Annotated in this window: 27 protein-coding genes; 13 read left to right on the plus strand and 14 right to left on the minus strand. The window is 76.3% G+C overall.

The window, feature by feature from the left end:
* Nucleotides 1-3: 3 nt before the first annotated feature.
* Both Cpa01nite_RS07515 and Cpa01nite_RS07520 read right to left on the minus strand, forming a co-directional pair.
* The gene (locus tag Cpa01nite_RS07515) at nt 4-918 is read right to left on the minus strand and encodes a glycosyltransferase family 2 protein (protein ID WP_203668135.1); all 915 of its coding nucleotides are present in this window, start codon (nt 916-918) and stop codon (nt 4-6) included.
* 12 nt (nt 919-930) lie between these two features.
* Complete coding sequence (locus tag Cpa01nite_RS07520; protein ID WP_239068614.1) at nt 931-1,410, minus strand: metallopeptidase family protein; 480 nt, start codon at nt 1,408-1,410, stop codon at nt 931-933.
* A gap of 73 nt (nt 1,411-1,483) precedes the next feature.
* Here Cpa01nite_RS07520 and Cpa01nite_RS07525 point away from each other — a divergent pair, with 73 nt between their 5' ends.
* From Cpa01nite_RS07525 to Cpa01nite_RS07545, 5 genes are all read left to right on the plus strand, one after another.
* Nucleotides 1,484-1,867: a DUF3499 domain-containing protein gene (locus tag Cpa01nite_RS07525; RefSeq protein ID WP_239068615.1), complete on the plus strand. Its 384-nt coding sequence runs from the start codon at nt 1,484-1,486 to the stop codon at nt 1,865-1,867.
* 6 nt (nt 1,868-1,873) lie between these two features.
* Nucleotides 1,874-2,167 (plus strand): hypothetical protein, encoded by a 294-nt coding sequence (locus tag Cpa01nite_RS07530; RefSeq protein ID WP_203668137.1) that lies wholly within the window; start codon nt 1,874-1,876, stop codon nt 2,165-2,167.
* 58 nt (nt 2,168-2,225) lie between these two features.
* On the plus strand, nt 2,226-3,713 hold the full coding sequence (locus Cpa01nite_RS07535) for a phosphomannomutase/phosphoglucomutase (protein ID WP_203668138.1): 1,488 nt from the start codon (nt 2,226-2,228) through the stop codon (nt 3,711-3,713).
* Nucleotides 3,710-3,928, plus strand: coding sequence for a Trm112 family protein (locus Cpa01nite_RS07540; RefSeq protein ID WP_203668139.1), 219 nt, complete (start codon nt 3,710-3,712; stop codon nt 3,926-3,928). The genes Cpa01nite_RS07535 and Cpa01nite_RS07540 overlap by 4 nt, the downstream gene beginning before the upstream one ends.
* 71 nt (nt 3,929-3,999) lie before the next feature.
* The gene (locus Cpa01nite_RS07545; RefSeq protein ID WP_203668140.1) at nt 4,000-4,923 is read left to right on the plus strand and encodes a cation diffusion facilitator family transporter; all 924 of its coding nucleotides are present in this window, start codon (nt 4,000-4,002) and stop codon (nt 4,921-4,923) included.
* Nucleotides 4,924-5,079: 156 nt separating this feature from the next.
* On the opposite strand, the gene Cpa01nite_RS07550 is transcribed toward Cpa01nite_RS07545, so the two are convergent.
* The 3 genes from Cpa01nite_RS07550 to Cpa01nite_RS07560 all read right to left on the minus strand — a co-directional run bounded on the left by Cpa01nite_RS07550 (nt 5,080) and on the right by Cpa01nite_RS07560 (nt 8,321).
* Entirely contained in the window at nt 5,080-6,000 is a 921-nt protein-coding gene (locus Cpa01nite_RS07550; protein WP_203668141.1) for a glycine betaine ABC transporter substrate-binding protein, read from the minus strand.
* 96 nt (nt 6,001-6,096) lie between these two features.
* Nucleotides 6,097-6,996, minus strand: coding sequence for an ABC transporter permease (locus Cpa01nite_RS07555; protein ID WP_239068617.1), 900 nt, complete (start codon nt 6,994-6,996; stop codon nt 6,097-6,099).
* A complete protein-coding gene (locus tag Cpa01nite_RS07560) occupies nt 6,993-8,321 on the minus strand; it encodes a quaternary amine ABC transporter ATP-binding protein (protein WP_203668142.1) in 1,329 nt (442 codons plus the stop codon). The genes Cpa01nite_RS07555 and Cpa01nite_RS07560 overlap by 4 nt, the downstream gene beginning before the upstream one ends.
* Before the next feature lie 546 nt (nt 8,322-8,867).
* On the opposite strand from Cpa01nite_RS07560, the gene Cpa01nite_RS07565 reads away from it, so the two are divergent.
* The 6 genes from Cpa01nite_RS07565 to Cpa01nite_RS07590 all read left to right on the plus strand — a co-directional run bounded on the left by Cpa01nite_RS07565 (nt 8,868) and on the right by Cpa01nite_RS07590 (nt 13,820).
* On the plus strand, nt 8,868-10,340 hold the full coding sequence (locus tag Cpa01nite_RS07565) for a sensor histidine kinase (RefSeq protein WP_239068618.1): 1,473 nt from the start codon (nt 8,868-8,870) through the stop codon (nt 10,338-10,340).
* Nucleotides 10,341-10,386: 46 nt separating this feature from the next.
* Nucleotides 10,387-11,052, plus strand: coding sequence for a LuxR C-terminal-related transcriptional regulator (locus Cpa01nite_RS07570; RefSeq protein ID WP_203668143.1), 666 nt, complete (start codon nt 10,387-10,389; stop codon nt 11,050-11,052).
* A 75-nt stretch (nt 11,053-11,127) separates the two neighbouring features.
* The gene (locus Cpa01nite_RS07575; RefSeq protein WP_203668144.1) at nt 11,128-11,616 is read left to right on the plus strand and encodes a hypothetical protein; all 489 of its coding nucleotides are present in this window, start codon (nt 11,128-11,130) and stop codon (nt 11,614-11,616) included.
* 149 nt (nt 11,617-11,765) lie between these two features.
* Nucleotides 11,766-13,061: an acyltransferase family protein gene (locus Cpa01nite_RS07580; RefSeq protein WP_203668145.1), complete on the plus strand. Its 1,296-nt coding sequence runs from the start codon at nt 11,766-11,768 to the stop codon at nt 13,059-13,061.
* Between the two features lie 131 nt (nt 13,062-13,192).
* Nucleotides 13,193-13,489, plus strand: coding sequence for a nucleotidyltransferase family protein (locus Cpa01nite_RS07585; protein ID WP_203668146.1), 297 nt, complete (start codon nt 13,193-13,195; stop codon nt 13,487-13,489).
* The gene (locus tag Cpa01nite_RS07590) at nt 13,479-13,820 is read left to right on the plus strand and encodes a HepT-like ribonuclease domain-containing protein (protein WP_203668147.1); all 342 of its coding nucleotides are present in this window, start codon (nt 13,479-13,481) and stop codon (nt 13,818-13,820) included. Before Cpa01nite_RS07585 ends, Cpa01nite_RS07590 begins: the two co-directional genes overlap by 11 nt.
* Nucleotides 13,821-13,867: 47 nt before the next feature.
* On the opposite strand, the gene Cpa01nite_RS07595 is transcribed toward Cpa01nite_RS07590, so the two are convergent.
* Nucleotides 13,868-14,857, minus strand: coding sequence for a stage II sporulation protein M (locus tag Cpa01nite_RS07595; protein ID WP_203668148.1), 990 nt, complete (start codon nt 14,855-14,857; stop codon nt 13,868-13,870).
* 72 nt (nt 14,858-14,929) lie between these two features.
* On the opposite strand from Cpa01nite_RS07595, the gene Cpa01nite_RS07600 reads away from it, so the two are divergent.
* On the plus strand, nt 14,930-15,754 hold the full coding sequence (locus tag Cpa01nite_RS07600; RefSeq protein WP_203668149.1) for an RDD family protein: 825 nt from the start codon (nt 14,930-14,932) through the stop codon (nt 15,752-15,754).
* Nucleotides 15,755-15,779: 25 nt separating this feature from the next.
* Here the strand turns inward: Cpa01nite_RS07600 and Cpa01nite_RS07605 are convergent, their stop codons facing one another.
* Complete coding sequence (locus Cpa01nite_RS07605) at nt 15,780-16,262, minus strand: MarR family winged helix-turn-helix transcriptional regulator (RefSeq protein WP_203668150.1); 483 nt, start codon at nt 16,260-16,262, stop codon at nt 15,780-15,782.
* 71 nt (nt 16,263-16,333) lie between these two features.
* Between Cpa01nite_RS07605 and Cpa01nite_RS07610 the strand changes: the two genes are divergently transcribed.
* Entirely contained in the window at nt 16,334-18,223 is a 1,890-nt protein-coding gene (locus Cpa01nite_RS07610) for an ABC transporter ATP-binding protein (protein ID WP_203668151.1), read from the plus strand.
* 118 nt (nt 18,224-18,341) lie between these two features.
* On the opposite strand, the gene Cpa01nite_RS07615 is transcribed toward Cpa01nite_RS07610, so the two are convergent.
* The 7 genes from Cpa01nite_RS07615 to Cpa01nite_RS07645 form a co-directional block, all read right to left on the minus strand.
* A complete protein-coding gene (locus Cpa01nite_RS07615; protein WP_203668152.1) occupies nt 18,342-19,325 on the minus strand; it encodes a malate dehydrogenase in 984 nt (327 codons plus the stop codon).
* Between the two features lie 120 nt (nt 19,326-19,445).
* Nucleotides 19,446-20,687, minus strand: a complete 1,242-nt coding sequence (locus Cpa01nite_RS07620) for a winged helix DNA-binding domain-containing protein (RefSeq protein ID WP_239068619.1) — start codon at nt 20,685-20,687, stop codon at nt 19,446-19,448.
* A gap of 202 nt (nt 20,688-20,889) precedes the next feature.
* Nucleotides 20,890-22,182, minus strand: a complete 1,293-nt coding sequence (locus Cpa01nite_RS07625; RefSeq protein WP_203668153.1) for a DUF58 domain-containing protein — start codon at nt 22,180-22,182, stop codon at nt 20,890-20,892.
* Nucleotides 22,183-22,192: 10 nt separating this feature from the next.
* A complete protein-coding gene (locus Cpa01nite_RS07630) occupies nt 22,193-23,341 on the minus strand; it encodes an AAA family ATPase (RefSeq protein ID WP_275406220.1) in 1,149 nt (382 codons plus the stop codon).
* Complete coding sequence (locus tag Cpa01nite_RS07635; protein WP_239068620.1) at nt 23,338-24,591, minus strand: DUF4350 domain-containing protein; 1,254 nt, start codon at nt 24,589-24,591, stop codon at nt 23,338-23,340. The genes Cpa01nite_RS07630 and Cpa01nite_RS07635 overlap by 4 nt, the downstream gene beginning before the upstream one ends.
* Nucleotides 24,588-25,295, minus strand: a complete 708-nt coding sequence (locus tag Cpa01nite_RS07640; RefSeq protein WP_239068621.1) for a DUF4129 domain-containing protein — start codon at nt 25,293-25,295, stop codon at nt 24,588-24,590. Before Cpa01nite_RS07640 ends, Cpa01nite_RS07635 begins: the two co-directional genes overlap by 4 nt.
* Nucleotides 25,292-26,719, minus strand: coding sequence for a DUF7847 domain-containing protein (locus Cpa01nite_RS07645; RefSeq protein ID WP_203668154.1), 1,428 nt, complete (start codon nt 26,717-26,719; stop codon nt 25,292-25,294). The genes Cpa01nite_RS07640 and Cpa01nite_RS07645 overlap by 4 nt, the downstream gene beginning before the upstream one ends.
* Nucleotides 26,720-26,750 lie beyond the last annotated feature (31 nt).

The following is a 26,750-nucleotide window of genomic DNA, read 5'->3' on the forward strand; positions in this document are numbered from 1 at the left end:
CGGTCAGCGCGCCGCGCGCAGCTCCACGACCTCGCGGAGCCGGAGCCCGGCCGAGACCGCCGCGCGCACCGGCCACTGGTACCACCGGTGGTACCGCCGGTGCAGGTAGCGCTCGGCGGACCGGTGGTGCGCGGAGATCATCGCGGCGGGCCTCGCCTTCCACGACACCCCGCCGACGTGGGTCACCCGGGCGGACGGCACGTAGACGTTCGGCCGCCCGGCGAGCGCCAGGCGCTCGCCGAGGTCCACGTCCTCGAAGAACATGAAGTAGTCCTCGTCGAACCCGCCGACCGCCTCGAACGCGTCGCGGCGCAGCAGCAGGCACGCGCCGGACAGCCAGCCCGCGTACCGCTCGGTCCCGGCGGTCTCCTGGCGGCGCTGGTAGGCGCGGGTCCACGGGTTGCCCGGCCACACCTTGCCCAGCACGGCGTGCCCTGCGCCCTGGGTCAGCGAGGGCAGCTCGCGCGCCGACGGGTACACGGTGCCGTCCTCGTTGAGCAGCGCCGGGCCGAGCGCGCCGGCGTCCGGGTGCCGCGCCGCCGCGTCCAGCAGCGTGTCGAGCGACCCCGGCTCCCAGACGACGTCCGGGTTCGCCACCACGAGGAACGGCTGCGTCGCCCCGCGGGCCCCCGCGTTCGCCCCGCCGCCGTAGCCCAGGTTCTCGCCGGTGCGGACCACCCGGCCGCCGGCCTCGGCGGCGACGCGGTCGGCCACCTCCGGGTCGGTGCCGTTGTCGACCAGCACCAGCTCGACCGGGGCGGACGTCGCGGCGGCCAGCGAGCGGGTGAAGTCGGGCAGCTCCGCGCCGGGGTGGTAGACGACGCTGACGACCCGGACGGCCGGGCGGGCCGCGGGCTCCCGGACCTGGTCCGGGGCGGGGGAGGCGGGGGCGCGGCGCGGCTCGGGGGTGGTCGTCATGGCCGGGTCAGGCTACCGCCCGTCCCCGTGCTCCGGGTCGACCTCCTCGGGGGAGCGCCCGAGGAGGTGGGCGACCTGCTCCACGACCACCTCGTGCACCACGTCCGCCAGCTCGTCGGCGTCGACCGCCCGCGACTCGACCGGCCGCCGGTAGACCACGATGCGGGGGGGCAGGCCGGGCTGGGACGGGAAGGACCGGCCGAGCGGCACGCCCCCGGACTCCCACGGCGCGGGGTCGGACGGCGGCACGTCCTCCACGGCGAACTCGACGCCGTCCAGGTACTTGCCCCACCGGGCCTCGAGGCGCTCCACCGAGTCCAGCACGAGGTCGTCGAACCGCTCGGCGCGGGTGCGGTGGGCGGGCAGCGTCGACGGCAGCAGCGGGCCCCGGATGCCGCGTCCGCGGCGGTCGCGGCGCCGGACCGCGCCGACGCGGGGGGCGGGTCCGCCGGGGGTGCCGGGGACGGCGGGGACGTGCCGACGGGGTGCCACCCGCGCACTGTATCCGGGTGACAACGCGGGTCGCTCGCGCTGTCCCGGCCCTGGCGGCGGTAGGTTCTACCCCGTGAGACCCGTCCGCCAGTGCTCCCGCACCGCGTGCGGTCGTCCGGCGGTCGCGACCCTGACGTACGTGTACGCCGACTCGACGGCCGTCCTCGGCCCGCTCGCCAACCTCGCCGAGCCGCACTCCTACGACCTGTGCGCCGAGCACGCCTCGCGCCTCACCGCCCCCCGCGGGTGGGAGGTCGTCCGGCTGACGCCCGAGTTCGTCGAGACCGGCCCGAGCCACGACGACCTGCTCGCGCTCGCCGACGCGGTCCGCGAGGCCGGCCGCCCCGCGCCGCGGCACGCGGCCGCCGTGCCGGACGGGCTGCCGCCGGCGACCGAGCTCGGCGACACCGAGCGCCGCCGCGGGCACCTGCGGGTGCTCCGGGGCGAGGAGGGCTAGCCCGCGATGGCCGGAGCAGGGGGCGCCTCGGCGGGACGCCGCAAGGGGCGTCGGGGCGAGCCCGAGCCGACGCCCCTCGGCTCGCTGAGCCAGGCCGGGCAGGGGCACGCCCCCGGGACCGACGCGTGCGAGGTGTGCGGGTCGGCCCGGCTGACCCGGCTGCACCTGGCGCTCGCGGACGGGACGGACGTGACGTTCGTGTCGTGCCACGAGTGCGAGCACCGGGCGTGGTTCCCGCTGGACGGGGGCGGGACGTCGCTGAGCCGGGACGAGGTCGTGCGGCGGTCGAGCCGGGGCTGACGCGGGTCCCGTCCGGGCGGACGGTTCAGCCCCTGCGGGGCGGCCCTACGACACACCGATGGGATACCGTGACGCCGTGCCTGAGACCTCCGCGCTCCCCGACCTGACCGGCCTGATCAAGGCGTACGACGTCCGGGGCACCGTCCCGGACCAGCTGAACGCCGACGTCGCCCGCGCGATCGGCGCGGCCTTCGCCGACGTCGTCGTGCTGCCGGAGGCCGCGGACGGCGCGCGCCCGCGCGTCGTGATCGGCAACGACATGCGTCCGTCGGGGCCGGAGCTGGTCGGCGCGTTCGCCGAGGGCCTGGCGGCGCGGGGCGTCGACGTCATCACGATCGGGCTCTGCTCGACGGACGGGCTCTACTTCGCGTCGGGCAAGCTCGGCATCCCGGGCGCCATGTTCACGGCCAGCCACAACCCGGCCGAGTACAACGGCATCAAGCTGTGCCGCGCGGGCGCGCGGCCGGTCGGCCAGGACTCCGGCCTGTCGCGGGTGCGCGACCTCGCGGCCGAGTACCTGCGCGACGGCGTGCCGACCCCGGCCGAGGGCGCGGCGACCGGCGAGGTCACGGAGCAGGACCTGCTGGGCGACTACGCGTCGTTCCTGCGCGGCCTGGTCGACCTGTCCGGCATCCGCCCGTTGAAGGTCGTCGTCGACGCGGGCAACGGCATGGGCGGCTTCACCGCGCCGGCGGTGCTCGGCACCGACGCCGGCCTGCCCGCGCTGCCGCTCGAGGTCGTCCCGCTGTACTTCGAGCTCGACGGCACGTTCCCGAACCACGAGGCCAATCCGCTGGAGCCGGAGAACCTGCGCGACCTGCAGAAGGCGGTCGTCGAGCACGGCGCCGACATCGGCCTGGCGTTCGACGGCGACGCCGACCGCTGCTTCGTCGTGGACGAGAACGGCGACCCGGTCAGCCCCTCGGCGATCACCGCGCTGGTGGGCCTGCGCGAGATCGAGCGGGAGAAGGCGGAGGGCCGCACGCCCACCGTGATCCACAACCTCATCACCTCCATGGTGGTGCCCGACCTGGTGACGGCGGCCGGCGCGAGGGCCGTCCGGACCCGCGTCGGCCACTCGTTCATCAAGGCGCAGATGGCGGAGTCGGACGCGGTGTTCGGCGGCGAGCACTCGGCGCACTACTACTTCCGCGACTTCTTCTTCGCGGACACCGGCATGCTCGCCGCGCTGCACGTGCTGGCGGCGCTCGGCGGCCAGCCGCACCCGCTGTCGGCCCTCGCCGAGCAGTACCAGCCGTACGTCGCGTCGGGCGAGATCAACTCCCGGGTCACGGACGTCGCCGCCGCCCGCGCGCGGGTCGTCGAGGCGTACGTCGAGCAGCAGGGCGCCGGCCCGGTCACCGTCGACGAGCTCGACGGCCTGACGGTGTCGCACTGGGACGGCCACCCGCAGTGGTGGTTCAACCTCCGGGCCTCGAACACCGAGCCGCTGCTCCGCCTGAACGTCGAGGCGGCGGACGAGGACATCATGGAGAAGGTCCGCGACGACGTGCTCGCCCTCGTCCGGCAGGAGGGCGAGGCGTGAGCGCCGCGCAGCCCGCCGGCACCACCGGCCTCGCCCCCTGGGTGCGGGAGCTGCTGCGCTGCCCGGTGACCGGCGCCACGCTCGTCGACGGCGTCGGCCCGGGCGGCCAGCCCGAGCTCGTCTCGACGGACCCGGACCGCCCGCTCGCGTACCCCGTGCGGGACGGGATCCCCGTCCTGCTCGCCGACGAGGCACGCCCGGTCCCGCAGGTCTAGCATCACCGCTCGGGCCTGCTGCTGCGGCCCCCGCGCGCACGACCGCGCGGTGGCACGGGGGAGGGACCGGCATGGCACACGGAGGCGGGAACAAGGCGATCATCGCCGCGCTGTCCGCGAACCTGGGCATCGCGGTGACGAAGTTCATCGCCTTCCTGCTCACGCAGTCCAGCTCGATGCTCGCGGAGTCGGTGCACTCCGTCGCGGACTCCGGCAACCAGGTGCTGCTGCTGCTCGGCGGCAAGCGTGCCCGCCGGGCGGCGGACGAGCAGCACCCGTTCGGCTACGGGCGCGAGCGGTACATGTACGCGTTCATCGTGTCGATCGTGCTGTTCAGCCTCGGCGGCCTGTTCGCGCTGTACGAGGCGTGGCACAAGTTCTCGGACCCGCACCCGATCGAGTCCTGGCAGTGGGTGCCGATCGTGGTCCTGGTCGCGGCGATCGTCATGGAGTCCTTCTCGTTCCGCACGGCGATCGTCGAGGCGAACCACGTCCGCGGCGAGCAGGGCTGGGTGTCGTACATCCGCACGGCGAAGGCGCCCGAGCTGCCGGTCGTCCTGCTCGAGGACCTCGGCGCGCTCGTCGGCCTCGTGCTGGCGCTGTTCGGCGTGTCCATGACGCTGGTGACGCACGACGGCCGCTGGGACGCCGTCGGGTCGGCCGCGATCGGCGTGCTGCTCGTGCTCATCGCGATCGTGCTCGCCATGGAGACCAAGAGCCTGCTGCTCGGCGAGTCGGCGACCCGCAAGGACGTCGACGCCGTCAAGGCCGCGCTCGTGGGTCCGGGCGTGCCGTCGGTGATCCACCTGCGCACGCTGCACCTCGGCCCGGAGGAGCTGCTGGTGGCGGCCAAGATCGAGGTGCCGGCGGCGTCGACGGCGGCGGACGTGGCGGACGCGATCGACGCGGCGGAGCAGCGCGTGCGCGCGGCGGTGCCGATCGCCCGGGTGATCTACCTGGAGCCGGACCTGCGGCACGCGGTCGCCGGGGGCTGACGCCCGGCCGACCCGGGGGCCCGGACTGGAGCGTTCTGCCCGACACGCCGGCGCGTGTCGGGCAGAACGCTCCACCCGTCCCCACTCCCGGGCGCACGACGACGCCCCGGCCACCTGACGGTGACCGGGGCGTCGCGCGTAGGAGCGCAGCGGGCGTCAGACGCCCGCCTCCTCCTTGAGGTCGGTGACGAAGTCCGGGTTCTCGTCGAGCCACGCGGCGGCCGACGCGGCCGGGTCCGAGCCGCCGTCCTCGTTGAACATGAGGTTCTCGAGCGAGAACAGCTGCTCGTCGGTCAGCGTGAACGCCTCGATCAGCTTGGTCAGCGTCGGGTAGTCCTCGCTGAACCCGGTGCGGCCGACCGTGTGGATCTCCTCGGCCTCGCCCATGGCGCCCTCGGGGTCCTCGAGGTCGCGGACGGGGTAGGCGTCGTAGGCCCAGTGCGGGCGCCACAGGGTGACCGCGATGTTCTCGCCGGCGTCGGTCGCGCCCTTGAGCTCCGCGAGCATCGCCGGGGTCGAGGACACGACGAACTCCATGTCCTCCAGGCCGTAGGCCGGGATGGCCTCGTCCTGGGTGATGCGGGTGAGGCCGGCGCCGGACTCGATGCCGACGATCCGGTTGCCGAACGCGTCAGCGTTCTCGGCGAGCTCGGCCAGCGTGGTGATCGGGGCGTCCTCGTTCACCGCGATGGTGAGGCGGGCGTCGTCGTACCAGACGCCGAGCTGCTCCATCTCGTCGCCGTACTGCTCGAGGTAGTCGGCGTGCGTGGTCGGCAGCCACATGTCGAAGTTGACGTCGAAGTCGCCGCCGGTCAGGCCGGTGTACACGACGCCGGCGTCCGCCTCCTGCGACTCCACGGTGTAGCCGTCCTCCTCCAGCATGGTCTGGAACAGCGCCGACACGGCGATGCCCTCGTCCCAGCCGGAGTGCACGCCGATCGACACGGTCGACAGGTCGCCGTTGTCGAGGCGGTCGCCGTCGGCCGAGCCCGAGTCGCCCGAGGAGCAGGCGGTGAGGGCCAGGCCGGCCGCGAGGGCGGTGGCGGTGAGGGCGGTGCGGCGGGTGCGCGTGCGCATGGGCGTCCTTCCGTGGGCGCGCGGCATCGAGCCGCCGCCCGGGTGGGGGTGGGTGGGGTCGGGACCGCCGTGCGGGCCCGGTACAGGTGGGGTGCGTCAGGCCTTGCCGGCCGCGGCGACCGCGCGGGCGGTTTTCGACCGGGTGCCGAACGCGGAGGTCACGCGGTCCAGGAACATCGCCAGGATCACGACGGACAGGCCGGCCTCGAAGCCGAGCGACACGTTGACGCGCTGCAGGGCCTGGACGACGGCGCCGCCGAGGCCGGCCGCGCCGACCATGCCGGAGATGACCACCATCGACAGGGACAGCATGATCACCTGGTTGACGCCGGCCATGATGGTCGGCATCGCCAGCGGCAGCTGGATCTGGCGCAGGATGCGGCCCTCGGAGGAGCCGAACGCGTGGCCCGCCTCGACGACCTCGCGGTCGACCTGGCGCAGGCCGAGCTCGGTGAACCGGACGCCGGGCGCCATGGCGAAGATGACGGTCGCGACGATGCCGGGGACGACGCCGACGCGGAAGATGACGACGGTCGGGATCAGGTAGACGAAGGCGGGCATCGTCTGCATGAAGTCGAGCACCGGCCGCAGCACGCGGGACACGCCGTCGTTGCGGGCCGCCCAGATGCCGAGCGGGATCGCCAGGACGAGGGCCACGGCGCTGGCCAGGATGACGAGCGCGAGGGTGTCCATCGCGTTGCCCCACTGGTTCACGCCGGCGATCACGACGAGGCCGACGAGCGTGCCGACGGCGAGCTTCCAGCCCTTCGCGAACAGGGCGACGAGCGCGAGCGCCACGGCGACGAACCAGAACGGCGGGCCGCTGAGCACGGTGTCCAGGCCGTCGTAGGCGCCCTCGAGGACGCTCTTGACGGCGTCGAACAGGCCGCCGAACGTGCTGGTCACCCAGCTGATGGCCGAGTCCACCCAGTCGCCGAGCGGCAGCCGGGGGACGCCCTGGTCGGTGGACTGCAGGGCGAGGATCGGGGTGGTCACGCGCGCACCTCCTGGTCGGTGGCCCGGCCCGCGCTCGGCGCCGCGGTGGTCGCGTCCGCGGGGGTGCCGGGGGCGTCGGCCGGGTCGGTGTCGGTCGCAGCGGGCACGGCGGCCTGGTCGGCCGTCGGGGTGCCCTTCGGCGGGGTGCTGGTGTCGGCGGGCACCATCGCCTCGAGCAGGATCGCCCGGGGGATGACGCCGGCCAGGCGGCCCTTGTCGTCGGTCACCGGGACGGGCAGCGGCGACTCCGCGGCGGGCGCGAACACCTCGGCCAGCGGGGTGTCGACGGACACCGAGGTCAGGCTGTCGTCGATCAGGCCCTCGAGGGTCTCCTGGCCGGCGCGGGTCGCGGCGACGGCGTCGGCGTCCCGGACGATGCCGCGCAGCACGCGGCTCCGGTCCACGACGTAGGCCGCGGCGACCTGCGCGTCGCGCATGGTGCGGAGCGCGAGTCGGGGGCCGCCGCCGGCGAACGCCACCGCGGCGGGCCGGCGCATCACGGACGACGCGGTGAGCACGCGGGTGCGGTCCACGTCGGCGACGAACTGCGCCACGTAGTCGTCGGCCGGCGCGGACAGGATCTGCTCGCTGGTGCCGACCTGCACGACGCGGCCGTCGCGCATGACCGCGATCCGGTCGCCGAGGTACATCGCCTCGTTGAGGTCGTGCGTGATGAACACGATCGTCTTGCCGAGCGTCTGCTGGAGCTCGAGCAGCTGGTCCTGCATCTCGCGGCGGATCAGCGGGTCGAGCGCGGAGAACGCCTCGTCCATCAGCAGGATGTCGGTGTCGGCGGCCAGCGCGCGGGCGAGGCCGACGCGCTGGCGCATGCCGCCGGACAGCTCGTGGGGGAGCGAGTCGCCCCACTGGCCGAGGCCGACCATCTCGAGCGCCTCGTCGGCCTTCTGCCGGCGCTCCGCCTTGTCGACGCCCTGCAGCGCCAGCGGGTAGGCCGCGTTGTCGCGCACCGTGCGGTGCGGCAGCAGCGCGAAGTGCTGGAACACCATGCTGACCTTGCGCTGCCGGATCGAGCGCAGCTGGGACGCGCTGACCGCGCCCAGGTCGTCGTCGCCGAGCAGCACCCGGCCGGCCGTCGGCTTGAGCAGGCCGTTCAGCATCCGGATCAGGGTCGACTTGCCGGAGCCCGACAGGCCCATGACCACGAAGGTCTCGCCGCTCGCGATGTCGAGGTCGGCGTCGATCACCGCCGCCGTGCCCCACGGGCGCACGTCCTCGCGGCCGGCCCCGTCCCGGAGCCGCTTCACCGCCTCGTTCGGCCGGCGGCCGAACACCTTGTACACGCCTTCGACGCGCAGTCCTGTCACTCATCCACCTCGTCACGTCATGACGCGCGCCCCGTGCCCTCCGTGCGGAGGTCGGGTGCGCCCCGGGTGGGGCGCGCCGGGGGCGGCACGTCGGCCGGCGGGCGCCGCGCGGCCCGCCCTCGGGGCGGTCGCGCAGCGGCGGAACACACCTCGGCCCTCGCGGCGCACGCCCCGGGAGCGGGGCGCGGCGAGGGCCGGAAGCAGGCGTCGCACGCCGACCATTCGTCGATCTGGTCGTGCTCCACCGTGCCGCAGATCGCCGGCGATTGCGAAGTCGGTTCGTGCGGATCCGGTGTGTGATGGGACGATTTTACCTGGGTAAAGTCACGCTGACCTGCGACTTTACCTTGGCTTGATCGTTATGGCTTCGTGACCTACCGGTCGGGATCCGGGCGGGCCGCCGCGCGTCCGCGGCCGGGGGACAACCCCCGGGCGGGTGGGTGGCGGACCGGGTGCCGCGGGACCGACCCGGCACGGGACGATGGTGCCGTCCGACCGAACCGGCGCGCCACCCCGAGCGCCCGGACGCCGCCCGAGGAGCCCACCATGCCCGCCACCCACCCGGCCGCCGCCGGCCCCGTCGACCCGGCCGCGCCGCCCGCCGGCGGTGCGCCGTCCGCGGGGCAGCACGCGGCGCCGCACGCCGCGCCGCACGCCCCCGGGGCGCCCTGGGTGCCGGCGGCCACCGCGCCGGTGCACCACACGGCCGACCTGCCCCGCGGCGCGATCTGGGCCCCGGGGGTCATGGGGCGCACGTGGCGGGAGTACGGCTACCTGTTCCTCGTGCTGCTGCTCGCGCCGTTCGCCTTCGGCTACGCCGTGATCGCCACGGTGCTGCCGCCGTCGGTGGCCGTGACCGTCGTCGGGCTGTTCGTCGCCGGCTGGGTGATCGTCGGCGGGCGGATCTGGTCGGCCCTGTACCGGGGGATGGCCCGCGGGATGCTGGGCACCTCGATCGCGGCGCCGATGCCGCGCCGCCGGTCCCGAGGGTTCTGGCGCCGGCTGGGCTCGCTGCTCGGCGACGCCCCGGGCTGGCGCGGCGTCGCGTTCAACGCCCTGTCCCTGCCGCTGGCGATCCTCGGGTTCACCGTGCCGACCACGTTCCTGGCGGTCGCGCTCGGCGGGGTGACGCACTGGTACTGGTACCGGTTCCTGCCGCTCCAGGAGGCCTCCGACGGCTCGCTGCACCGCGGCGCGTCGTTCGGCACCGACTACTTCATCGACACCCCGCCGCGCCAGTGGATCCTCATCGGCGTCGGGCTGGTCGCGTTCCTCATCTGGCACCGGCTGACCCTCGGGTTCGCGCACCTGTTCCGCCTGCTGAGCACCAGCCTGCTCGGTCCCACGACGTCGAGCCTGCGGGTCGCGCACCTGGAGCAGACCCGCGGGACCGCGGTCACGGACGCCGACGCCCGGCTCCGCCGCATCGAGCGCGACCTGCACGACGGCACCCAGGCGCGGCTCGTGGCGGTCGCCATGCAGATCGGCGACGCGCGGGACCGGCTCGCGCACGCGCCCGACGCCGACCCGTCGACCGTCGGGCTGCTCGACGACGCGCACGGCGCCCTCAAGGAGACGCTCACCGAGCTGCGCGAGATCGCGCGGGGCATCCACCCGCCGGCGCTCGACGGCGGCATGGCGGTCGCGCTGGAGACGCTCGCCGCCCGCTCCTCCTTGCCGGTGACGGTCGACGTCGACCTGCCCGCCCGGCCCGCGCCGGAGGTCGAGACCATCGCGTACTTCGCGGTCGCCGAGCTGCTCACCAACGTGGTCCGGCACTCCGGCGCCAGCGGCGCGTACGTCCGCGTCGAGCAGGTCGACGGCGTGCTGCGCGTCCGGGTGCGCGACGACGGCCACGGCGGTGCGCGGCTGGGGCTGCCCGGCGCCTCCGGCGGCTCCGGCCTGCCCGGTCTGGCGGACCGGGTGGCGACCGTGGACGGGGCGCTCGACGTCGACAGCCCGGAGGGAGGCCCTACGGTGGTCACCGTGCACCTCCCGCTGAGCGCCACCACCCGATGAGCCGACCGCTCCCCGCCCGGCCCCGCCGCGCCCCCGGGGGTGCCGCGTGCGCGTCGTGATCGCCGAGGACTCCGTCATCCTGCGCGACGGCCTGGGCGCCCTGCTCGCGCGGCGGTCGCACGAGGTGGTCGCGGCGGTCGGCGACGGCGACGCCCTGGTGCGCGAGGTGGATGCGCTCGCGGCCGCCGACGCGCTGCCGGACATCGCGGTGGTCGACGTGCGGATGCCGCCCGGGTTCACCGACGAGGGGCTGCGCGCCGCGCTCACGCTGCGCGAGCGGCACCCCGGCCTGGGCGTGCTGCTGTTCTCGCAGTACGTCGAGACGTCCTACGCCGCGCAGCTGTTCGGCGGGGACGCCCGCGGCGTCGGCTACCTGCTCAAGGACCGCGTCGCCGACGTGTCCGACTTCCTGGACGCGCTGGAGCGGATCGCCGCCGGCCGCACGGTCCTCGACCCCGAGGTCGTCACGCAGCTGATGGGCGCCGCCCGGGTCGACCCCGGCATGACGCGGCTGACCCCGCGCGAGTCCGAGGTGCTGGAGCTCATGGCGCAGGGCCGGTCGAACGGGGCCATCGCCGAGGCGCTCGTGCTGACCTACGGCGCCGTGGAGAAGCACGTGACCTCGATCTTCGGGAAGCTCGACCTCGCGCCCGACGCCGGCGACCACCGCCGCGTCCTGGCGGTGCTCCGCTACCTCCGCCTGGAGGCCTGACCCGCTCGCCCGTGCCCGGAGGGGGCGCGCTAGCGTCGGGGGCACGCGCGTCCGATCGACCGGGGGGACACCGCCATGCCCAGGCTCACCGCACCGCAGCTGCTCTGGACGGGCGTCGCGCTCGTCGTCCTCGGGATCGTCGGCGGCTGGGTCGGGCAGGCGATCTTCCTCGAGCTGGTCTACCGCGCGTCGTGGCTGTGGGGGTTCGCGCAGACGGTCGGCAACGCGCTGACGGTCGTGGGCGCCGCGCTCATCGGCGCGGCGTGCGTGGTGGGCGCGCTGCAGGTGCCGCGCTCGGGGGCGTACCCGGCGGTGCCCGGCGAGCCGGAGGCGGCCCCGGCCCCGGGCGGGACGTGGGCGTACGGGCCGTACCCGCGGCAGCCGTCGGCCCAGCCGCCCGCCCAGCCGGGTGCGTACCCGGGCGGCCCGACGCCGCCGGCGCCCGGCGCGGTGCCCCCGGTGCCCCCGGGCTCCCCGGCGCCCCCGGGGTCCGGCGCGGCTCCCGAGCCACGGCAGCCCGGCGCGCCGGACGTCGGCGGCCCGCCGCACGCCGGCGACCGGTAGGGACAACCCCCCGCCAGGGTCGGGTCGTCCGCCGCGCAGGACGGGGGTCGCACCCGTTCTGACCTGCGGCTCCGCTCGACAGGGTGGTGGTGTGCCCGAGAGACGGGCGCCCGCGCGGCCCCCCGCGCGGTCTCCCCGGGAGCGCCGCCATGTCGACCGTCCTGCCCGCACCGTCCGACCCCGTCGACCGATCCCGCGCGGCGGCCCCGGCGACCGCCGAGCGCACCGGGCCGCCGGGCGGCGCGCGCCGCCCGCCCGCGGCGCCGGGGGAGACCAACACCCTCGCCCTGCGCACCGGACCCGTCTCGCCGGTCCCCGCCCCGCCGGCGCGGTCCCGCCGTGACCCGTTCGTCGACGCGGTGCGCGCGGTCGGCATCCTGCTGGTCGTCGCGCTGCACTGGCTGATGGTCGAGGCGACCTGGGACGGCGAGACGCTGGTCGTCGGCAACGCGCTGGCCCACGGCGGCGCGTGGCTGCTGACCTGGCTGCAGCCGCTGCCCCTGCTGTTCTTCGCCGCGGGCGCCGCCGCCCGGTACGACGTCGAGCGGCACCCCGGCGAGCCGGGCTGGCGGTTCGCCGGCGTCCGGCTGCTCCGGATGGCGCGGCCGGTGGCGGTGTTCGCCGGCGTCTGGGCGCTGCTGGTCGCCGCGCTGCCGTGGCTGGGCGTGCCCGAGGCCGCCGTCGACCGGGTGGCCAGGATCGTGCCGCAGCCGCTGTGGTTCCTCGGCGTGCAGCTCGGGCTGCTGGCGCTGACGCCGGTGCTGCTCGGCGCGCTGCGACGGTGGGGCTCGGCGCGGGTCCTGGTCGTCGCGGCCGCGCTGCCGCTGGTGGTCGACCTGCTGCGGTTCTCCGACGAGGTGGCGCTGCCCGGCGCGCCGAACGTGCTGCTCGTGTGGGCCGTGCCGTACCTGGGCGGCCTGGTGTACGCGTCGCGCCGGCTCGCTTCACCGGACGACCTCGTGGCGCGGGACCTGGTCCCCGAGCGCACCGTCCTGGCCCTGCTGGCGCTGGGCGGGCTGGCCGCGACCGTGCTGCTGCTCGCGGTGGGCCCGTACCCGCGGTCGCTGATCGGCATGCCCGGGGACGCGATCTCCAACCTCGCGCCGCCGACCGCGCCGGTCGTCGGGTTCGCGGTCGCGCAGGTCGCCGGCGCGCTGCTCGCCCGGGAGGTCGTCGCCAGATGGGCGGCGCGCTCGCGGCTGGTGCGCTGGGCGGGCGTCCGGTCGATGGGGCTGTACCTGTGGCACCTGACGGCGATGTTCGCGGTGTCCGGGGTCGTGCTGCTCGGCGTGGGGGAGACGCTCCCGGAGCCGTGGACGTGGGACTGGTGGGCGACGCGCGCGTCCTACCTCGGGGCGGCGGCCGCGGTGCTCGCGGTGCTGGTCGTGGTCAGCGCGGCGGCCGAGCGCCGGCTGCCGACGTGGCGCCGGCCGATGAGGGCGTGACCAGCCAGGCGGCGACCGGGCGCGCGCCGAAGCCCCGGTCCGGCCCGCCCTGCGCGGTCGAGTCGGCGCCGTCCACAGGGCGCCGACCGGGGGGTCGCTGCGCACGCGAGCCCTTGGCTAGCCTGGTCAGCATGGTCCAGCTCGACGACGTCCTGACGCAGGCGCTGGCCGAGTACTGCGCGCGCTACGGCTTCGCGAGGCTGGACGTGTTCGGCTCGGAGGCGCGCGACGAGGCGACCGACGGCTCGGACGTCGACGTGCTGTACGACCTCGCGCCGGGGCGGCACCTCACCTGGGAGGTGGTCGACGCGGCCGACGACCTGGCGCTCATCCTGGGACGGCCCGTCGACCTCGTGTCGCGGCGCGCGCTGCACCCGCTGCTGCGCGACCAGGTCGAGGCCGAGGCCCGGCCGCTGTATGCAGCGTGACCGCCTGTTCGTCACCGGGATGGTCGACGCCTGCGTCCGGATCGTCCACCTGACCGACGGCCGGGACGTCACAGAGCTGGAGCGCACGCCGACCGAGCGCGAGGCGCTGCTCTGGAACTTCACCGTGCCGGGGGAGGCGGCGAACCAGGTGTCGGACGACCTGCGTGCCGCTCACCCGGACGTCCCGTGGCGCCACGCGACCAGCCTGCGCAACCGCATCGTGCACGGGTACTGGGCGATCGAGCTCGACGTCCTGGTGTCGACCGCCCGGCAGGTCGTCCCGGACATGCTCGAGCGACTGCGACGGGCATTCGCCGCCCTGGACCGGTGATCCCGCCCGACGCTCGGCCGCGCGTGGCACCGCGGTCCCGCGCGGCCTCAGGCCGCGATCGCGACCGCGTACCCCGCGGCGTCCTCCTCGAGATCGCCCGTCTCGCCCTCGGCCACGGCCCGGCGGCCGAGCACGATCGTGTACGCCCAGAACGCCGCCAGCGCGATCGCCCCGATGACGATCTTCAGCCACCACGGCATCGTCGACCCGGTCACGAAGCCCTCGACGACGCCGGACAGGAGCAGCGCGCCCGCCAGGCCGATGACCACGGTGATCAGCGCCCGCCCCTCCTCGGCGAGCGCCCGCGCCCGCGGCCGGCCCTGCGGGTCGACCCAGGACCAGAACAGCCGCAGGCCCGCGGCGCCGGCGACGAAGATCGAGGTCAGCTCGAGCAGGCCGTGCGGCGTGATGAGCTGGAAGAACACGCCGAGGCTGTCGTGCGCGGCCATCATGCCGCCGGTCGCGCCGACGTTCACCGCGTTGTTCGCCAGGACGAACAGCGTCCCCACGCCCGAGATGCCGAGCGCGACGCAGAGCGCGGCCACCCAGGCGTTGTTGGTCCACACGACGGCGGCGAAGCCGGCGCCCGGGTCGTAGTAGGACGCGAACGCCTCGTCGACGTACTGCTGCCGCTCGCTGGGCGTGCCCATGGCGGCGAGGGCCTCGGGGTTCGTCGCCACCCACCAGCCCGCGACCGTCGCGACGGCGATGCAGGCGACCATGACGCCGACGGTCCACCAGCGCAGCCGGTAGAGCGCGGCGGGCAGGGACAGCACGACGAACCGGCGCACGTCCCGCCAGGCGGGCTCGTGCGTGCCGGCGATCCGGGCCCGCGCGCGGGCGAGCAGCTGGGACAGCCGCGCCACCGCGTCGGGGTCGGGCGCCGAGGACCGGATGGTCGACAGGTCGGTCGCGACCGCCTGGTACAGCCGGACGAGCTCGTCGGCCTCGGCGCCGTCCAGGCCCCGCCGCCGGGACAGCTCGTCCAGGCGCGCCCAGGAGGGCTCGCGCACGGCGGAGAAGGCGTCCAGGTCCACGCCCGATACCCTGCCACACGAGACCCGGTCGCGACCGGGTGACCTGGGGCGGGACGTCGGCGGAGGTGGGGCGTGCAGGACGAGGGCATCGTCATCGGCGAGGGCGTGCTGCTGGACGCGCGCCCGACGTCGTTCGCCAGCCGGCTGGCCGGCGCGATCATCGACCTGATCGCGCTCGGGCTCGTCGGGATCGCGGTCGCCTGGCTGATCACGCGGTTCGCGATCGCGGCCCCCTCGGACGACGTCGCGCAGATCGTGTTCGTCGTCGTCCTCGTGACGATCCTGATCGTCATCCCGACGACCGTCGACACGCTGACCCGCGGCCGGTCGCTGGGCAAGCTGGCCGTCGGCATCCGGGTGGTGCGCGACGACGGCGGCCCGATCCGGTTCCGCCAGGCGTTCGTCCGCGCGCTCGTCGGCATCCTCGAGCTGTGGCTCACGCTCGGCTCGGTCGCCCTCATCACGTCGCTGGTCAACCCGCAGGGCAAGCGGCTGGGCGACCTGCTCGCCGGCACGTACGCCGTGCGGGTGCGCGGGCGGACCGCGCCGCGCGCCGTGATCGTCATGCCGCCGTTCCTCGCCGGCTGGGCGCGGTCGGCGGACGTCGCGCGGCTGCCCGACGGCCTGGCGCTGAGCGTGCGGCAGTTCCTGGGCCGCGCCGCGCGGCTGCACCCCGGGTCGCGGCACGCGCTCGGCCAGCAGCTCGCGGGCGAGGTCGCCCGCTACGTGTCGCCCGGCCCGCCCGCCGGCACGCACCCCGAGGCGTTCCTCGCCGCGGTGCTCGCGACGCGCCGGGACCGCGAGTACGCCGCGACCACCCGCGCCGCCGAGCGGTCCGCGCAGGAGGCCGCCACGCTGCACCGCCTGCCGCACGGGGTGCCGGACCCGGCGCGCTGACCCGCGCCGCGCGGGGCTGGTCCGGCTAGTCCCGCGCGCACTCCCCGGGCGCCCCGTCCGGGTCGTCCACCAGCCGGTGGAGCAGCCGCAGCAGCGTTTCCTGCTCGCCGGGATCGAGCCGCGCCAGCAGCTCCTCGGCGTGCCGTCGCCGCTCCCGGTCGGCCTCGGCGAGCACCGCGCGGCCCTCGTCCGTCGCGGCGACCAGCGTCGCCCGCCGGTCCGTCGGGTCGGGCCGCCGCTCGACCAGGCCCGCGCGCTCCAGGTCGTCGACCAGCGACGTGATCGACCGCGGCACCACGTCGAGCGCGGCGGCCAGCGCCGTCTGCCGCTGCGGTTCGGCGCGGGCGACGACTCGCAGCAGCCGGTGCCGCGACGGGGTGAGGTCGACGCGCTCGCGCACGTCCCGCCGCATGGTGTGCAGCGCCCGGCGGAGCAGCCAGAACAGCTCGTCGCCGGGGTTGCCGGGGGCGGGGTGGTGGTGCGCGGGGGCCGGGGTGACGGGCGTCATGCGCCCCAGGATAGCGAGTTCCGCACATAGAGAGGTAGCCTCTCTATTGGAATCGTCCCCAGGGAGGCCCCATGTCCATGCACGGAGGAGGAGGCGGCGGCCCGGCCATGTACCGGTCGTTCCGCCTCGACCCGTCCGTCGCCCGGCGTCGCATCACCCGCGACGTGCTGCGGCGCATCCTCACCTTCGCCCGCCCGTACCGCGGGCTGCTCGCCGTCTTCCTCGTCATCGTCGCGCTCGACGCCGCGGTCGGCGCGGTCACCCCGCTGATCTTCCGGCAGATCATCGACCACGGCATCGCGCAGGGCCGCACCGGGCTGGTGCTCGGGCTGGCCGGCCTGGTCGCGGGGCTGGCGATCGCGTCCGCCGGGCTCACCCTCGCGTCCCGGTGGTTCTCGTCCCGGATCGGCGAGGGCCTGATCCTCGACCTGCGCACGCAGGTGTTCGACCACGTCCAGCGGATGCCGCTGGCGTTCTTCTCCCGCACCCAGACCGGCGCGCTGGTGCAGCGGCTCAACGGCGACGTGCTCGGCGCCCAGCAGGCGTTCACGTCCACGCTGTCCAACGTCGTGTCGAACGTGCTCACGGTGGTGCTGGTCATCGCCGCGATGCTGTCGCTGTCCTGGCAGATCACGCTGCTGTCCCTGGTCCTGCTGCCCGCGTTCGTGCTGCCGGTGCGCGCGATGGGGCGGCGCCTGGCAGGGGTCACGCAGGAGTCGTACACGCTCAACGCCGCGATGGGCCAGACCATGACCGAGCGGTTCAACGTCGCCGGCGCTCAGCTCGTGAAGCTGTACGGGCGCCCGGAGGACGAGACCGCGGAGTTCGCCGCGCGCGCGTCCCGGGTCCGGGACATCGGCATCACGTCGTCGATGTACGCCGCCGTGTTCCGCATCGGGCTGACGCTGATCGCGGCGATCGCCGTCGCGATCGTCTACGGGCTGGGTGGCGTGCTCGCCATCCAGGGCTCGCTGACCGTCGGCGTGGTCGTCGCGCTGACGTCGTACCTGACCCGGCTCTACGGGCCGATCACGGCGCTGTCGAACGTCCAGGTGGACGTCATGACGACGCTGGTGTCGTTCGAGCGGGTCATCGAGGTGCTGGACCTGAAGCCGACCGTGGCGGACGTGCCGGACGCCCGGCCGCTGCCGGAGGACCTCGCCACGACGGCGAGCGTCGAGCTCGACGACGTGTCGTTCCGCTACCCGGCCGCGTCGGAGGTGTCCCTCGCGTCGCTGGAGTCGGTCGCGCGGCTGCAGACCGAGGTCCCCGGCACGACGCTCGAGCACGTCTCGTTCACCGTGCCGCACGGCCACCTGGTCGCGCTGGTGGGCCCGTCCGGCGCGGGCAAGTCGACGATCTCCGCGCTGGTGGCGCGGCTCTACGACGTCACCGGGGGCACCGTCCGGGTCGGCGGGCAGGACGTCCGCGAGGTGACGCAGGCGAGCCTGCGCGACGCGATCGGCATCGTGTCCCAGGACGCGCACCTGTTCCACGACACCATCCGCGCCAACCTGCTGTACGCCCGGCCCGGCGCGACCGACGCCGAGCTGGAGCAGGCGCTGCGCCGCGCGCAGATCTGGGACCTCGTGTCCCGGCTGCCGGACGGCGTGGACACCGTCGTGGGCGACCGGGGCTACCGGCTCAGCGGCGGCGAGCGGCAGCGGCTGGCGATCGCCCGGCTGCTGCTCAAGGCCCCGCCGATCGTCGTGCTCGACGAGGCGACCGCGCACCTCGACTCGGAGTCCGAGGCCGCCGTGCAGCGGGCGCTCGCCGAGGCGCTGGTCGGCCGGACGGCGATCGTCATCGCGCACCGGCTGTCGACCATCCGCGAGGCGGACTCGATCGTGGTGCTCGACCGCGGCCGGGTGGTGGAGCAGGGGACCCACGAGGACCTGCTCGCCGCGCGCGGGCTGTACGCGGAGCTCTACGAGACGCAGTACGCGCCGACGGCGGGCTGAGCGGGTTGAGCGGGCCGAGCCTGCCGAGCGGGCCGAGCGGGCTGAGCGGGCCGAGCCCGCCGCGCGGGCGTCCCGCGCGGGGCCCGGGGGGCGTCGACCCCCGGGCCCCGCGCCGCGCTCAGAGCAGGCCGAGGTGCCGGACGGCGTCGCGCTCGTCGGCCAGCTCGGCGACCGACGCGTCGATCCGGGCGCGGGAGAAGGCGTCGACCTCGAGTCCGGGCACGACGTGCCAGTCGCCGTCGGCCGCGGTCACCGGGAACGAGCAGACCAGGCCCGCCGGGACGCCGTAGGACCCGTCCGACACGCGCCCGGCCGACGACCAGTCGCCCGGCGGGGTGCCGCCGCGCCGCAGCCGGACGTGGTCGACGATCGCGGTCACCGTCGACGCCACGGAGGACCCGCCGCGGGCGGCGATGATCGCGGAGCCGCGCTGCGCGACGGTCTCGATGAACTCGCCCTCGGCCCACGCCCGGTCGACCACCTCGAGCGCCGGACGGCCGCCCACCAGGGCGTGCCGCAGGTCCGGGTACTGGGTGCGGGAGTGGTTGCCCCAGACCGTCACCCGGGCGATCTCGCGGGTGCTGACGCCGGCGCGCAGGGCGAGCTGCGCGAGCGCCCGGTTGTGGTCCAGCCGGGTCAGCGCGGTGAACCGGTCGGCAGGCACGTCGGGCGCGTGCGCGGCGGCGATCATCGTGTTGGTGTTCGCGGGGTTGCCGATCACCAGGACGCGGACGTCGTCCGCCGCGACGTCGTTGATCGCGGCGCCCTGGGTGCGGAAGATGGCGCCGTTGGCCTCGAGCAGGTCGGCGCGCTCCATCCCGGCGGTCCGGGGCCGCGCGCCGACGAGGATCGCGTGGTCCGCGCCGTCGAACGCGGTGCGCGGGTCCGCGGTGACGGCGACGTCGGCGAGCAGCGGCGAGGCCGCGTCCTGCAGCTCCAGCGCGACGCCCTCCGCGGCGCCGAGGGCGTCCGGGCGCTCGAGCATGCGGACCCGCACCGGGGTGTCCGGCCCGAGCAGCTCCCCGCTCGCGACGCGGAACAGCAGCGAGTAGCCGATCTGGCCGGCGGCCCCGGACAGCGTGAGGGTGACGGGACGGGGCACGGGCGCTCCTGGGTCGGTCGGCGTCGTCGGCGGCGGGCGTCCGGCGGGGACGGCTCGTCCGGCGACCGTAGGTGGCGCGCGCGGGTCGTTCAACCGCGGCACCCGGTCGCCGGCTCCTGGTCAGGGTTCTGCGACCGCCACCGCGTGCTCCGCCGCGTCGTCCGCGGCGAACCGGGCGACCGCCTCGGCCTCGGCCAGCACCGCCGCGCGGTCCGCGCCGGTCCACCGGCGCAGCGGGGTGACCGTGAGCACCGCGCGCTCGCGCCGCGTCCGCGGGGCGCCGGGCGCGCGGGGGAGCCGCTCGCGGCGCAGCACCCACGTGCCCGCGACCGTCCCGTCCACCAGGACGGTGCCGGGCGGCATCCCGTTCCGGCTGGCGAGCGCCGGGCGGACGTCGGCGGGGACGACGCGGGTGCGGTCGTCGTGGCCGAGCAGCAGGTTCTCGAAGTCGGGCAGCAGCCGGGGCGGCGCGGGCGCGTCCTCGGGCGGCCGCTGGGCGCCGGGCAGGTCGAGCAGCACCCGCGGGCGGCCGGACGGCGGGTCGACGTGCCGCAGCTCGACCAGCTCGGGGCGCAGCCGGTCGACCACCCGGCCGAGCCGGGTCAGGCCGGACCACTGCTGCACGTCGGCGACCGTCGCGGGGCCGTAGACCGCGAGGTAGCGGCGGACCAGGTCGGCGAGGCCGGCGTCGCGCGCGGGGTCGTCGCCGTCGGCGGGGGCCGGCGCGGCCGCGGCGCCGCGCGGCGGGGGAGCGGGCGGCTCGACCCCCAGCCACGCCCACGCGGTCGTCCACGTCGTCGCCAGGCTCCGGCCCCAGACGCCCCGGGGCGTGACCTGGACGAGCGGCAGCAGGCCCCGCGCGCCCTGGGCGAGGGCCGCGGGGTCCAGGCCCGGCCAGGTCGCCGCGAGCCGCTCGCCGAGCGCCCGGGAGGTGAGCGGCCCGTCCGCGAGGGCGTCGAGCGACGCCGCCCGGAGGTCGTCCAGGTCCACCTGCCGCAGCGTCGGCGCGGCGGACTGGTTCGTGGTCAGGTGCCGCCGCAGGGTCGGCGCCATCAGCGGCCAGAGGGCGAGCGCGTCCTGCGCGGTCACGAGGTGCACCGTGTCGCGCAGCAGCGCCAGGCGGGTCGCGCGCCGGTCCAGCATCGGGCGCGCGAGGTCGTCGTGCGTCATCCCGGCGACCCGGGCGTGCAGCGCCAGGTAGGCCGACGACGGGTTCTGCGACTGCAGGGCGACGAGGTGCCGGACGACGTCGAGCGCGGGCGCGTCGGCTCGGTCGAGCAGGTGCTGCCGCGCGAGCAGGGCGCGACCCAGCCCGCGCGTGGTGATGGTGCCGCCGCCCGCGTGGTCCCCGTCGCCCGTCACGCCCGCGACGCTACGCCCGGCCACCCACGCGCCGCCCGCGCCTCCTGCGCCGCCCCGCGCCTCCTGCGCTCGCGCGCCCGCCGAGCTGGCACTTCTTGCGGGGATGGCGGGCTCGGAACCCCGCAGGAGCTGCAAGCTCGGCGAGGCACAGGTGAGTGAGGGCAGCCGCGGCGGCAGCGGCAGGAGGCGCGGTGCGCCCGGCCTACAGGCGGCCGGCCGCCTTGAGCGCGAGGTACGTGTCCGCCAGCCGGGGTGCGAGGTCCTCCGGCAGCGCGTCCACGACCTCCACGCCGTGGCTGCGCAGCCGCACGGCGACGGCGGCCCGCTCGAGCCCCGTGCGCTCGGCAGCGGCGGCGTCGAACAGCGCCGACACGTCCTCGCGCCCGGTGCGCAGCCGCTCGACCTCGGGGTCCTGCACCGACGCCAGCACGACCTGGTGCCGGGACGCGAGCTGGTCGACGACCCGCAGCAGCCCGTTCTCGACGGCGGCGGGGTCCAGCGCGGACAGCAGGACGACGAGCGCGCGCTGCGACAGCCGCTCCTGCACCTGCGCGACGATCCCGGGCCAGTCGGCCTCGACCAGCGACGGCTCGACGTCGGCCAGCGCGTCGGCGATCGCCGGCATGAGCCGGGGCCCGGACGCGCCGGCGACGCGCGCCCGCACGGTGCGGTCGTAGGCGAGCAGCTCGACGCGGTCGCCGGCGCGGGCGGCCAGCGCGGCCAGCAGCAGCGCGGCCTCGACCGAGGGCTCCAGGCGCGGCTCCTCGCCGGTCCGCGCGGCGCTGGTGCGCGAGGTGTCGAGGACGATCAGCACGCGGCGGTCGCGCTCGGGGCGCCAGGTGCGGACGACGACGTCGGCGCGCCGGGCGCTCGCGCGCCAGTCGATCGAGCGGACGTCGTCGCCGATCACGTACTCGCGCAGCGAGTCGAACTCGGTGCCCTGGCCGCGCACCTGCACGGCCGCGCGGCCGTCCATCTCCCGCAGCCGCGCGAGCCGGCTCGGCAGGTGCCGGCGGGACGCGAACTCCGGCAGCACCCGCTGGGTGCCCGGCACGTCGATCGAGGCCTGCCGGGCCGCCAGCCCGAGCGGGCCGAGCGAGCGGATCGTGACCCGGTCGGCGTGCAGGTCGCCGCGCCGGGACGGGCGCAGCGCGGTGTCGAGGCGGCGGGACTCGCCCGGCGGCAGGTCGACGCGGTGCCGGTTCTGCGCCGCGCCGGCCGACGGCTGCCACGCGTCCCGGACGAGGGCGCGCAGCCGGCGGGCGCCGGTGTGCGTGAGCGTCAGCCGCGACCGGGCGGGCTCGTGCAGCCGGACCGCGCCCGTGACCTCGCGCCGGATCGCCACGGCGCGTGGCGACGCGGCCAGGACGGCGTCGACGACGCAGAGCAGCGCGCACAGCACGGCCCACGCCAGCACCGTCCCCGGCACGGGCCAGAGCGCGACCGGCAGCGCGCCGACCGCGGTCAGCGCGACCGCGCGCCAGGTGATCGCCACGCCGGGGGCCTCAGCGGGGGACCGGGACGGACGCCAGGACGGTGTCGAGCACCGACTCCGCGGTCACGCCCTCGAGCTCGGCCTCGGCGCGCAGCTGGATCCGGTGCCGCAGCGTCGGGTGCGCGAGCGCCTTGACGTCGTCCGGGGTGACGTAGGAGCGGCCGGACAGCCACGCCCACGCCCGGGCGGTGCCGAGCAGGGCGGTGGCGCCACGGGGCGACACGCCGAGCGACAGGGACGGCGACTGCCGGGTGGCGCGGACGACGTCCACGACGTAGCCGAGCACCTCCGGCGCGATCTGCACCCGGGCGACCTCCTGGCGCGCGCGCTCCAGCACGTCCTTGCCGGCGACGGCGCGGACGCCCGCCTTGCGCAGGTCCCGCGGGTCGAAGCCGGACGCGTGCCGGGCGAGCACCTCGATCTCCTCGTGCCGCTCCGGCAGGGGGAGCGTGAGCTTGAGCAGGAACCGGTCGAGCTGGGCCTCGGGCAGCGGGTAGGTGCCCTCGTACTCGACCGGGTTCTGCGTGGCGATGACGACGAACGGCGACGGCAGCGGGCGCGGGGTGCCGTCGACGGACACCTGCCGCTCCTCCATGGCCTCGAGCAGCGACGCCTGGGTCTTCGGGGGCGTGCGGTTGATCTCGTCGGCGAGCATGAGGTTGGTGAACACGGGGCCCTCGCGGAACGAGAACTCCGCGGTCCGCGCGTCGTAGACGAGCGAGCCGGTCACGTCGCCCGGCATGAGGTCCGGGGTGAACTGCACGCGCTTGGTGTCGAGGTCGAGCGCGGCGGACAGCGTGCGCACGAGCAGCGTCTTGGCGACGCCGGGCACGCCCTCGAGCAGCACGTGGCCGCGGCAGAGCAGCGCGATGACCAGGCCGGTCACGGCGGCGTCCTGGCCGACGACGGCGCGGCCGACCTCGGCGCGGACGGCGCCGAGCGCCGCGATCAGCTCGTGGGACGGCTCGGGCGCGCCGTGCGCCGCGGGGGCCGGCGCCGCGGGCGCGGCGTGCGCGGCGGGCTGCCCCTGCCACGCCTGCTGCTGGGCGTCCCACGCGGGCTGCTGCGGGGCCTGCTGCGCGGCGGGCTGCGGCGCGGCGTGCTGCGGCGCGGGCGTGCCGCCCTGCGGCCACGGGTTCGGGGCGGGGTGGTCGGTCACGTGGGGTGAACCTCGCTCTCGAGCTGGTCGAGCCGGCGGGCCAGGTGCTCCAGGCCCGCGTCTGACGTGGGGGGTGGTCCGTACAGCAGGTCGCGGACGTCGGTCTCGTCCCGCCGGCCCGCGCGGGCGACGGCGGCGACGACCTCGGGCGCACCGGCGGAGGCCGGGACGCCCAGGCGGCGGGCGAGGCGCGCCGCGGTGCCCGCGCGCAGCGCCGCGGCCGCGTGCCCGTACGACCGGGACGTCCGGTACAGCCGCGCCCTGCCGCGGGTCGTCTCGGCGGGCCGCACGACGACGGGCAGCCGCTCGGCGACCACGCGGCCGAGCCGGCGTGCGCGCCAGACGGCCAGCGCGAGCACGACGACGAGGGCCTGCAGCAGCAGCGCCCGCGCCGTCGGCGGCAGCAGGTCGCCCAGCCCGGGGCCGGTCCCCGCGTCCAGCGCGAGGTCGTCGGCCGACGGCACGTACCAGACCAGGTCGGGGGTGCGGCCGAGGGCGCGCAGCGCGAGCGCGGCGTTGCCGGCGTCGGTGATCCGGTCGTTGGTGATCAGACCCGCGTCGCCGACGACGGTGACGCGGCGGTCGTCGACCTCGGACACCGAGAACAGGTACGCCTGCGGGGAGCTGCCGGGCAGCGGGAAGCACAGCGTGGTCCCGGCCGGCGGCTCCGCGCCGGTCGGGGTGACGCCGGCGCCGGTCGCGGAGATCGACCCGGCCGCCTCGGCGTCGGGGTCGGTGCACGACGCGTCGAGCGCGCCGGGCTGCTGGCCGCCGGACCAGCCGGTCGTCAGGCCCGGGACGACGCGGTCGAGCAGCAGGTACGGGTCGAGCAGCACCAGGTCCGCCCGGGTGCCGGCGACCGCGTCCATCTGCTCGTCGGTGAGGAACCAGTCGGAGGTGACGAGGAGGGTCCGGCCCGCCTCGGCGGCCTCGACCGCGGCGCCGGCGGTGCGCACGTAGTCGACCCGCACCCCCTGGTCGCCGAGGACCTGCGCGAGCGCCATCGCGCCGTTGCCGCGCGGGTTGTCCGGCGCGAGCGCGGTGCTCGAGCGCGTCGGCGCGGGGAGGATCGCGGCGAGCGCGCCGATGCCGAGCACGACGGCCACGACGACCAGCCAGCGCACCCGGCGCCAGCGGGCGCCGGCCCGGCTGCGGGCGGTCGTGCCGTCGCCGAGCACGACGCCGTCGGCGCCGGGCGGCGTGCCCGGCGCGGCGGGGCGCGGCGGGCGGGTCGTCGAGGGCGCGGTCACGCGTCCACCCCCGCGAGCCCGGCGGGCAGGGTCGGCCGGGTCGCCGCGACGCGCGCGTCGAGCTCGCGCAGGCCGGCGTCGTCCGCGGCGCTCGCCGCGCGCTCGCCGTACACCACGTCGTCGAACAGCCGGCCGGCCGCGCGGAGGTCGACCGCGTGCGCCGGCAGCCGCACCCCGGCGGCCTCGACGGCCTCGTGCGCGGTGCGTCCCGGGCGCTCGTCCAGCACGGCGCGCTCCTCCAGCGCCCGGACGACCGCGCGGAACCGGTCGGCCGCGGCTGCGTCCCAGTCCCCGCGTGCGGCCGCGGCGTCGGCGGCGGCCCGGAGCTCGGCGGCGGTGCGCCGGTCGTCCGAGTCCAGCACGGTCCCCGTGCCGGCGACGCGCCGGTTGCGCCGCACGGGACCGGTCACCAGGAACGCGATCAGCACCAGCAGGGCGATCCCGCCGAGGACGGCGAGCAGCGTGCCGACGTTCCCGACCGGGATGCCGTCCGCGCCCTCGAACAGCCGGCCGAGCCAGTCCAGCAGCCGCTGCAGCAGGCTCGGCTGCTCGTGGTAGACCGGGTCGGCCAGCTCGCGCTCGAGCCAGCCGCGGGCCTGCTCGGCGTCGGGCACGACGGGCACCTCGGTGGCCCGGCCGGCGGCCGCGACCACGCCGGGCACGGCGCCGAGCAGCCCGGTCACCTCGAGGGCGGCGTGCGTCACCGGGCGCTGGTCTCCGCGGCCCGCGCCAGCTCGACGTCGAGGCCCTCGCGGCGCATCCGCACGTCGATGTAGGCGAGCGCGACGACCCCGGCCATGAACACCGTGGTGATCGTGGTGGCGACGGCGGTGCCGACCGCGGTCAGCGCGATGGTCGGGCCGCTGGTCATCAGCGGGTCGTTGAGGACGAGCTGGGCGATGAGCGTCACGGGGAACACGATGATCTGCGCGATGATCCCGACGAGGATCGTCACCAGCAGGTAGAGCCCGAGCAGCCGCCAGAAGCTGCCGCGGGTCAGCCGCCACGCGCGGGCGATCGACGCCCGGAAGCCGCCGCCCTCGAGCATGATCGCGGCGGGCACGAGCAGCGTGCGGATCGTGATCCAGAACCCGCCGACGATCATCACCGCGATCGCCGCGAGCGCGACCAGCACCGTGAGCCCGACGCTGTCGACGCCGGTGCCGACCAGCACGACCAGGCCGACCAGCGCGGCGACGCCGACGGAGGTGACCAGGCCGAGCAGCAGGCTGAAGCCGACGACCCAGAGGATCCGCTTGCCCTGCCCGTGCACGACCTCGCGCGCGGAGACCCGCTGCCCGATCACGGAGCGGCTGACCGACAGGATCAGCAGGCCGGTGAGCACCGTGGTCGCCAGCGCGGTCAGCGGGATGCTCGCGACGCTCGCCAGCGAGGTGCCGAAGCTGTCGCCCAGGAGCTGGCTGTCGGCCGTGGTCAGGCCCGAGCTGTCGGTGAACACGTCGTTCACGGCGCCCGCGAAGATGCCGGCCAGGTACCACTGGACCAGCGCGCCGATCGCGGTGACCACCGCGACGACCACGGCGGTCAGGCCGAACATGGTCGCGGGGTTGTGCCGGATCGCGCGGAACGCGCCGTCGAAGATCTCCCAGATGCTCAGCGGGCGCAGCGGGACGATCCCGGGCTGCGCGGCCGGCGGGGCGTAGGGCGTGGCGCCCCAGCCGCCGGGCTGCTGGCCGTAGGCCTGGGGCTGGCCGTAGCCCTGCGGCTGGCCGTAGCCGGGCGCGGCGGGGTGGCCGGGCTGCTGGCCGTACCCCGGCTGCTGCCCGTACCCGGGCGCCGTCGGGTAGCCCGGCTGCCCGTACCCGGGCGCGCCGGGCTGCTGCCCGGGCGCCGTCGGGTAGCCCGGCTGCCCGTAGCCGAGCTGCTGCCCGTACCCCGGCTGAGGCGCCGCGCCGGGGGCGCCGGGCGCCGTGCCCGCGTCACCCGGACGGCCGCCGCCCGGCTGGGTGGCGGGGTCGCCCCACGGGTTCGCCGGCTGCCCGGCGGCGGGGGCGCCCGGCGCCTGCCACCCCGCGGGGGCGTACTGCCCGTACCGCGGCGCGGGGCGCTGCTCGTCGCCCGGGCGCGGGGCGTCCTCGGGGCGGCCCTCGTCGTGGGGTGAGCTCATCGGGTGCTCCCTGGTGGTCGCGCGGGGGTGC

The organism is Cellulomonas pakistanensis (assembly GCF_016862755.1).
GTDB classification, from domain to species: Bacteria; Actinomycetota; Actinomycetes; order Actinomycetales; family Cellulomonadaceae; genus Cellulomonas; species Cellulomonas pakistanensis.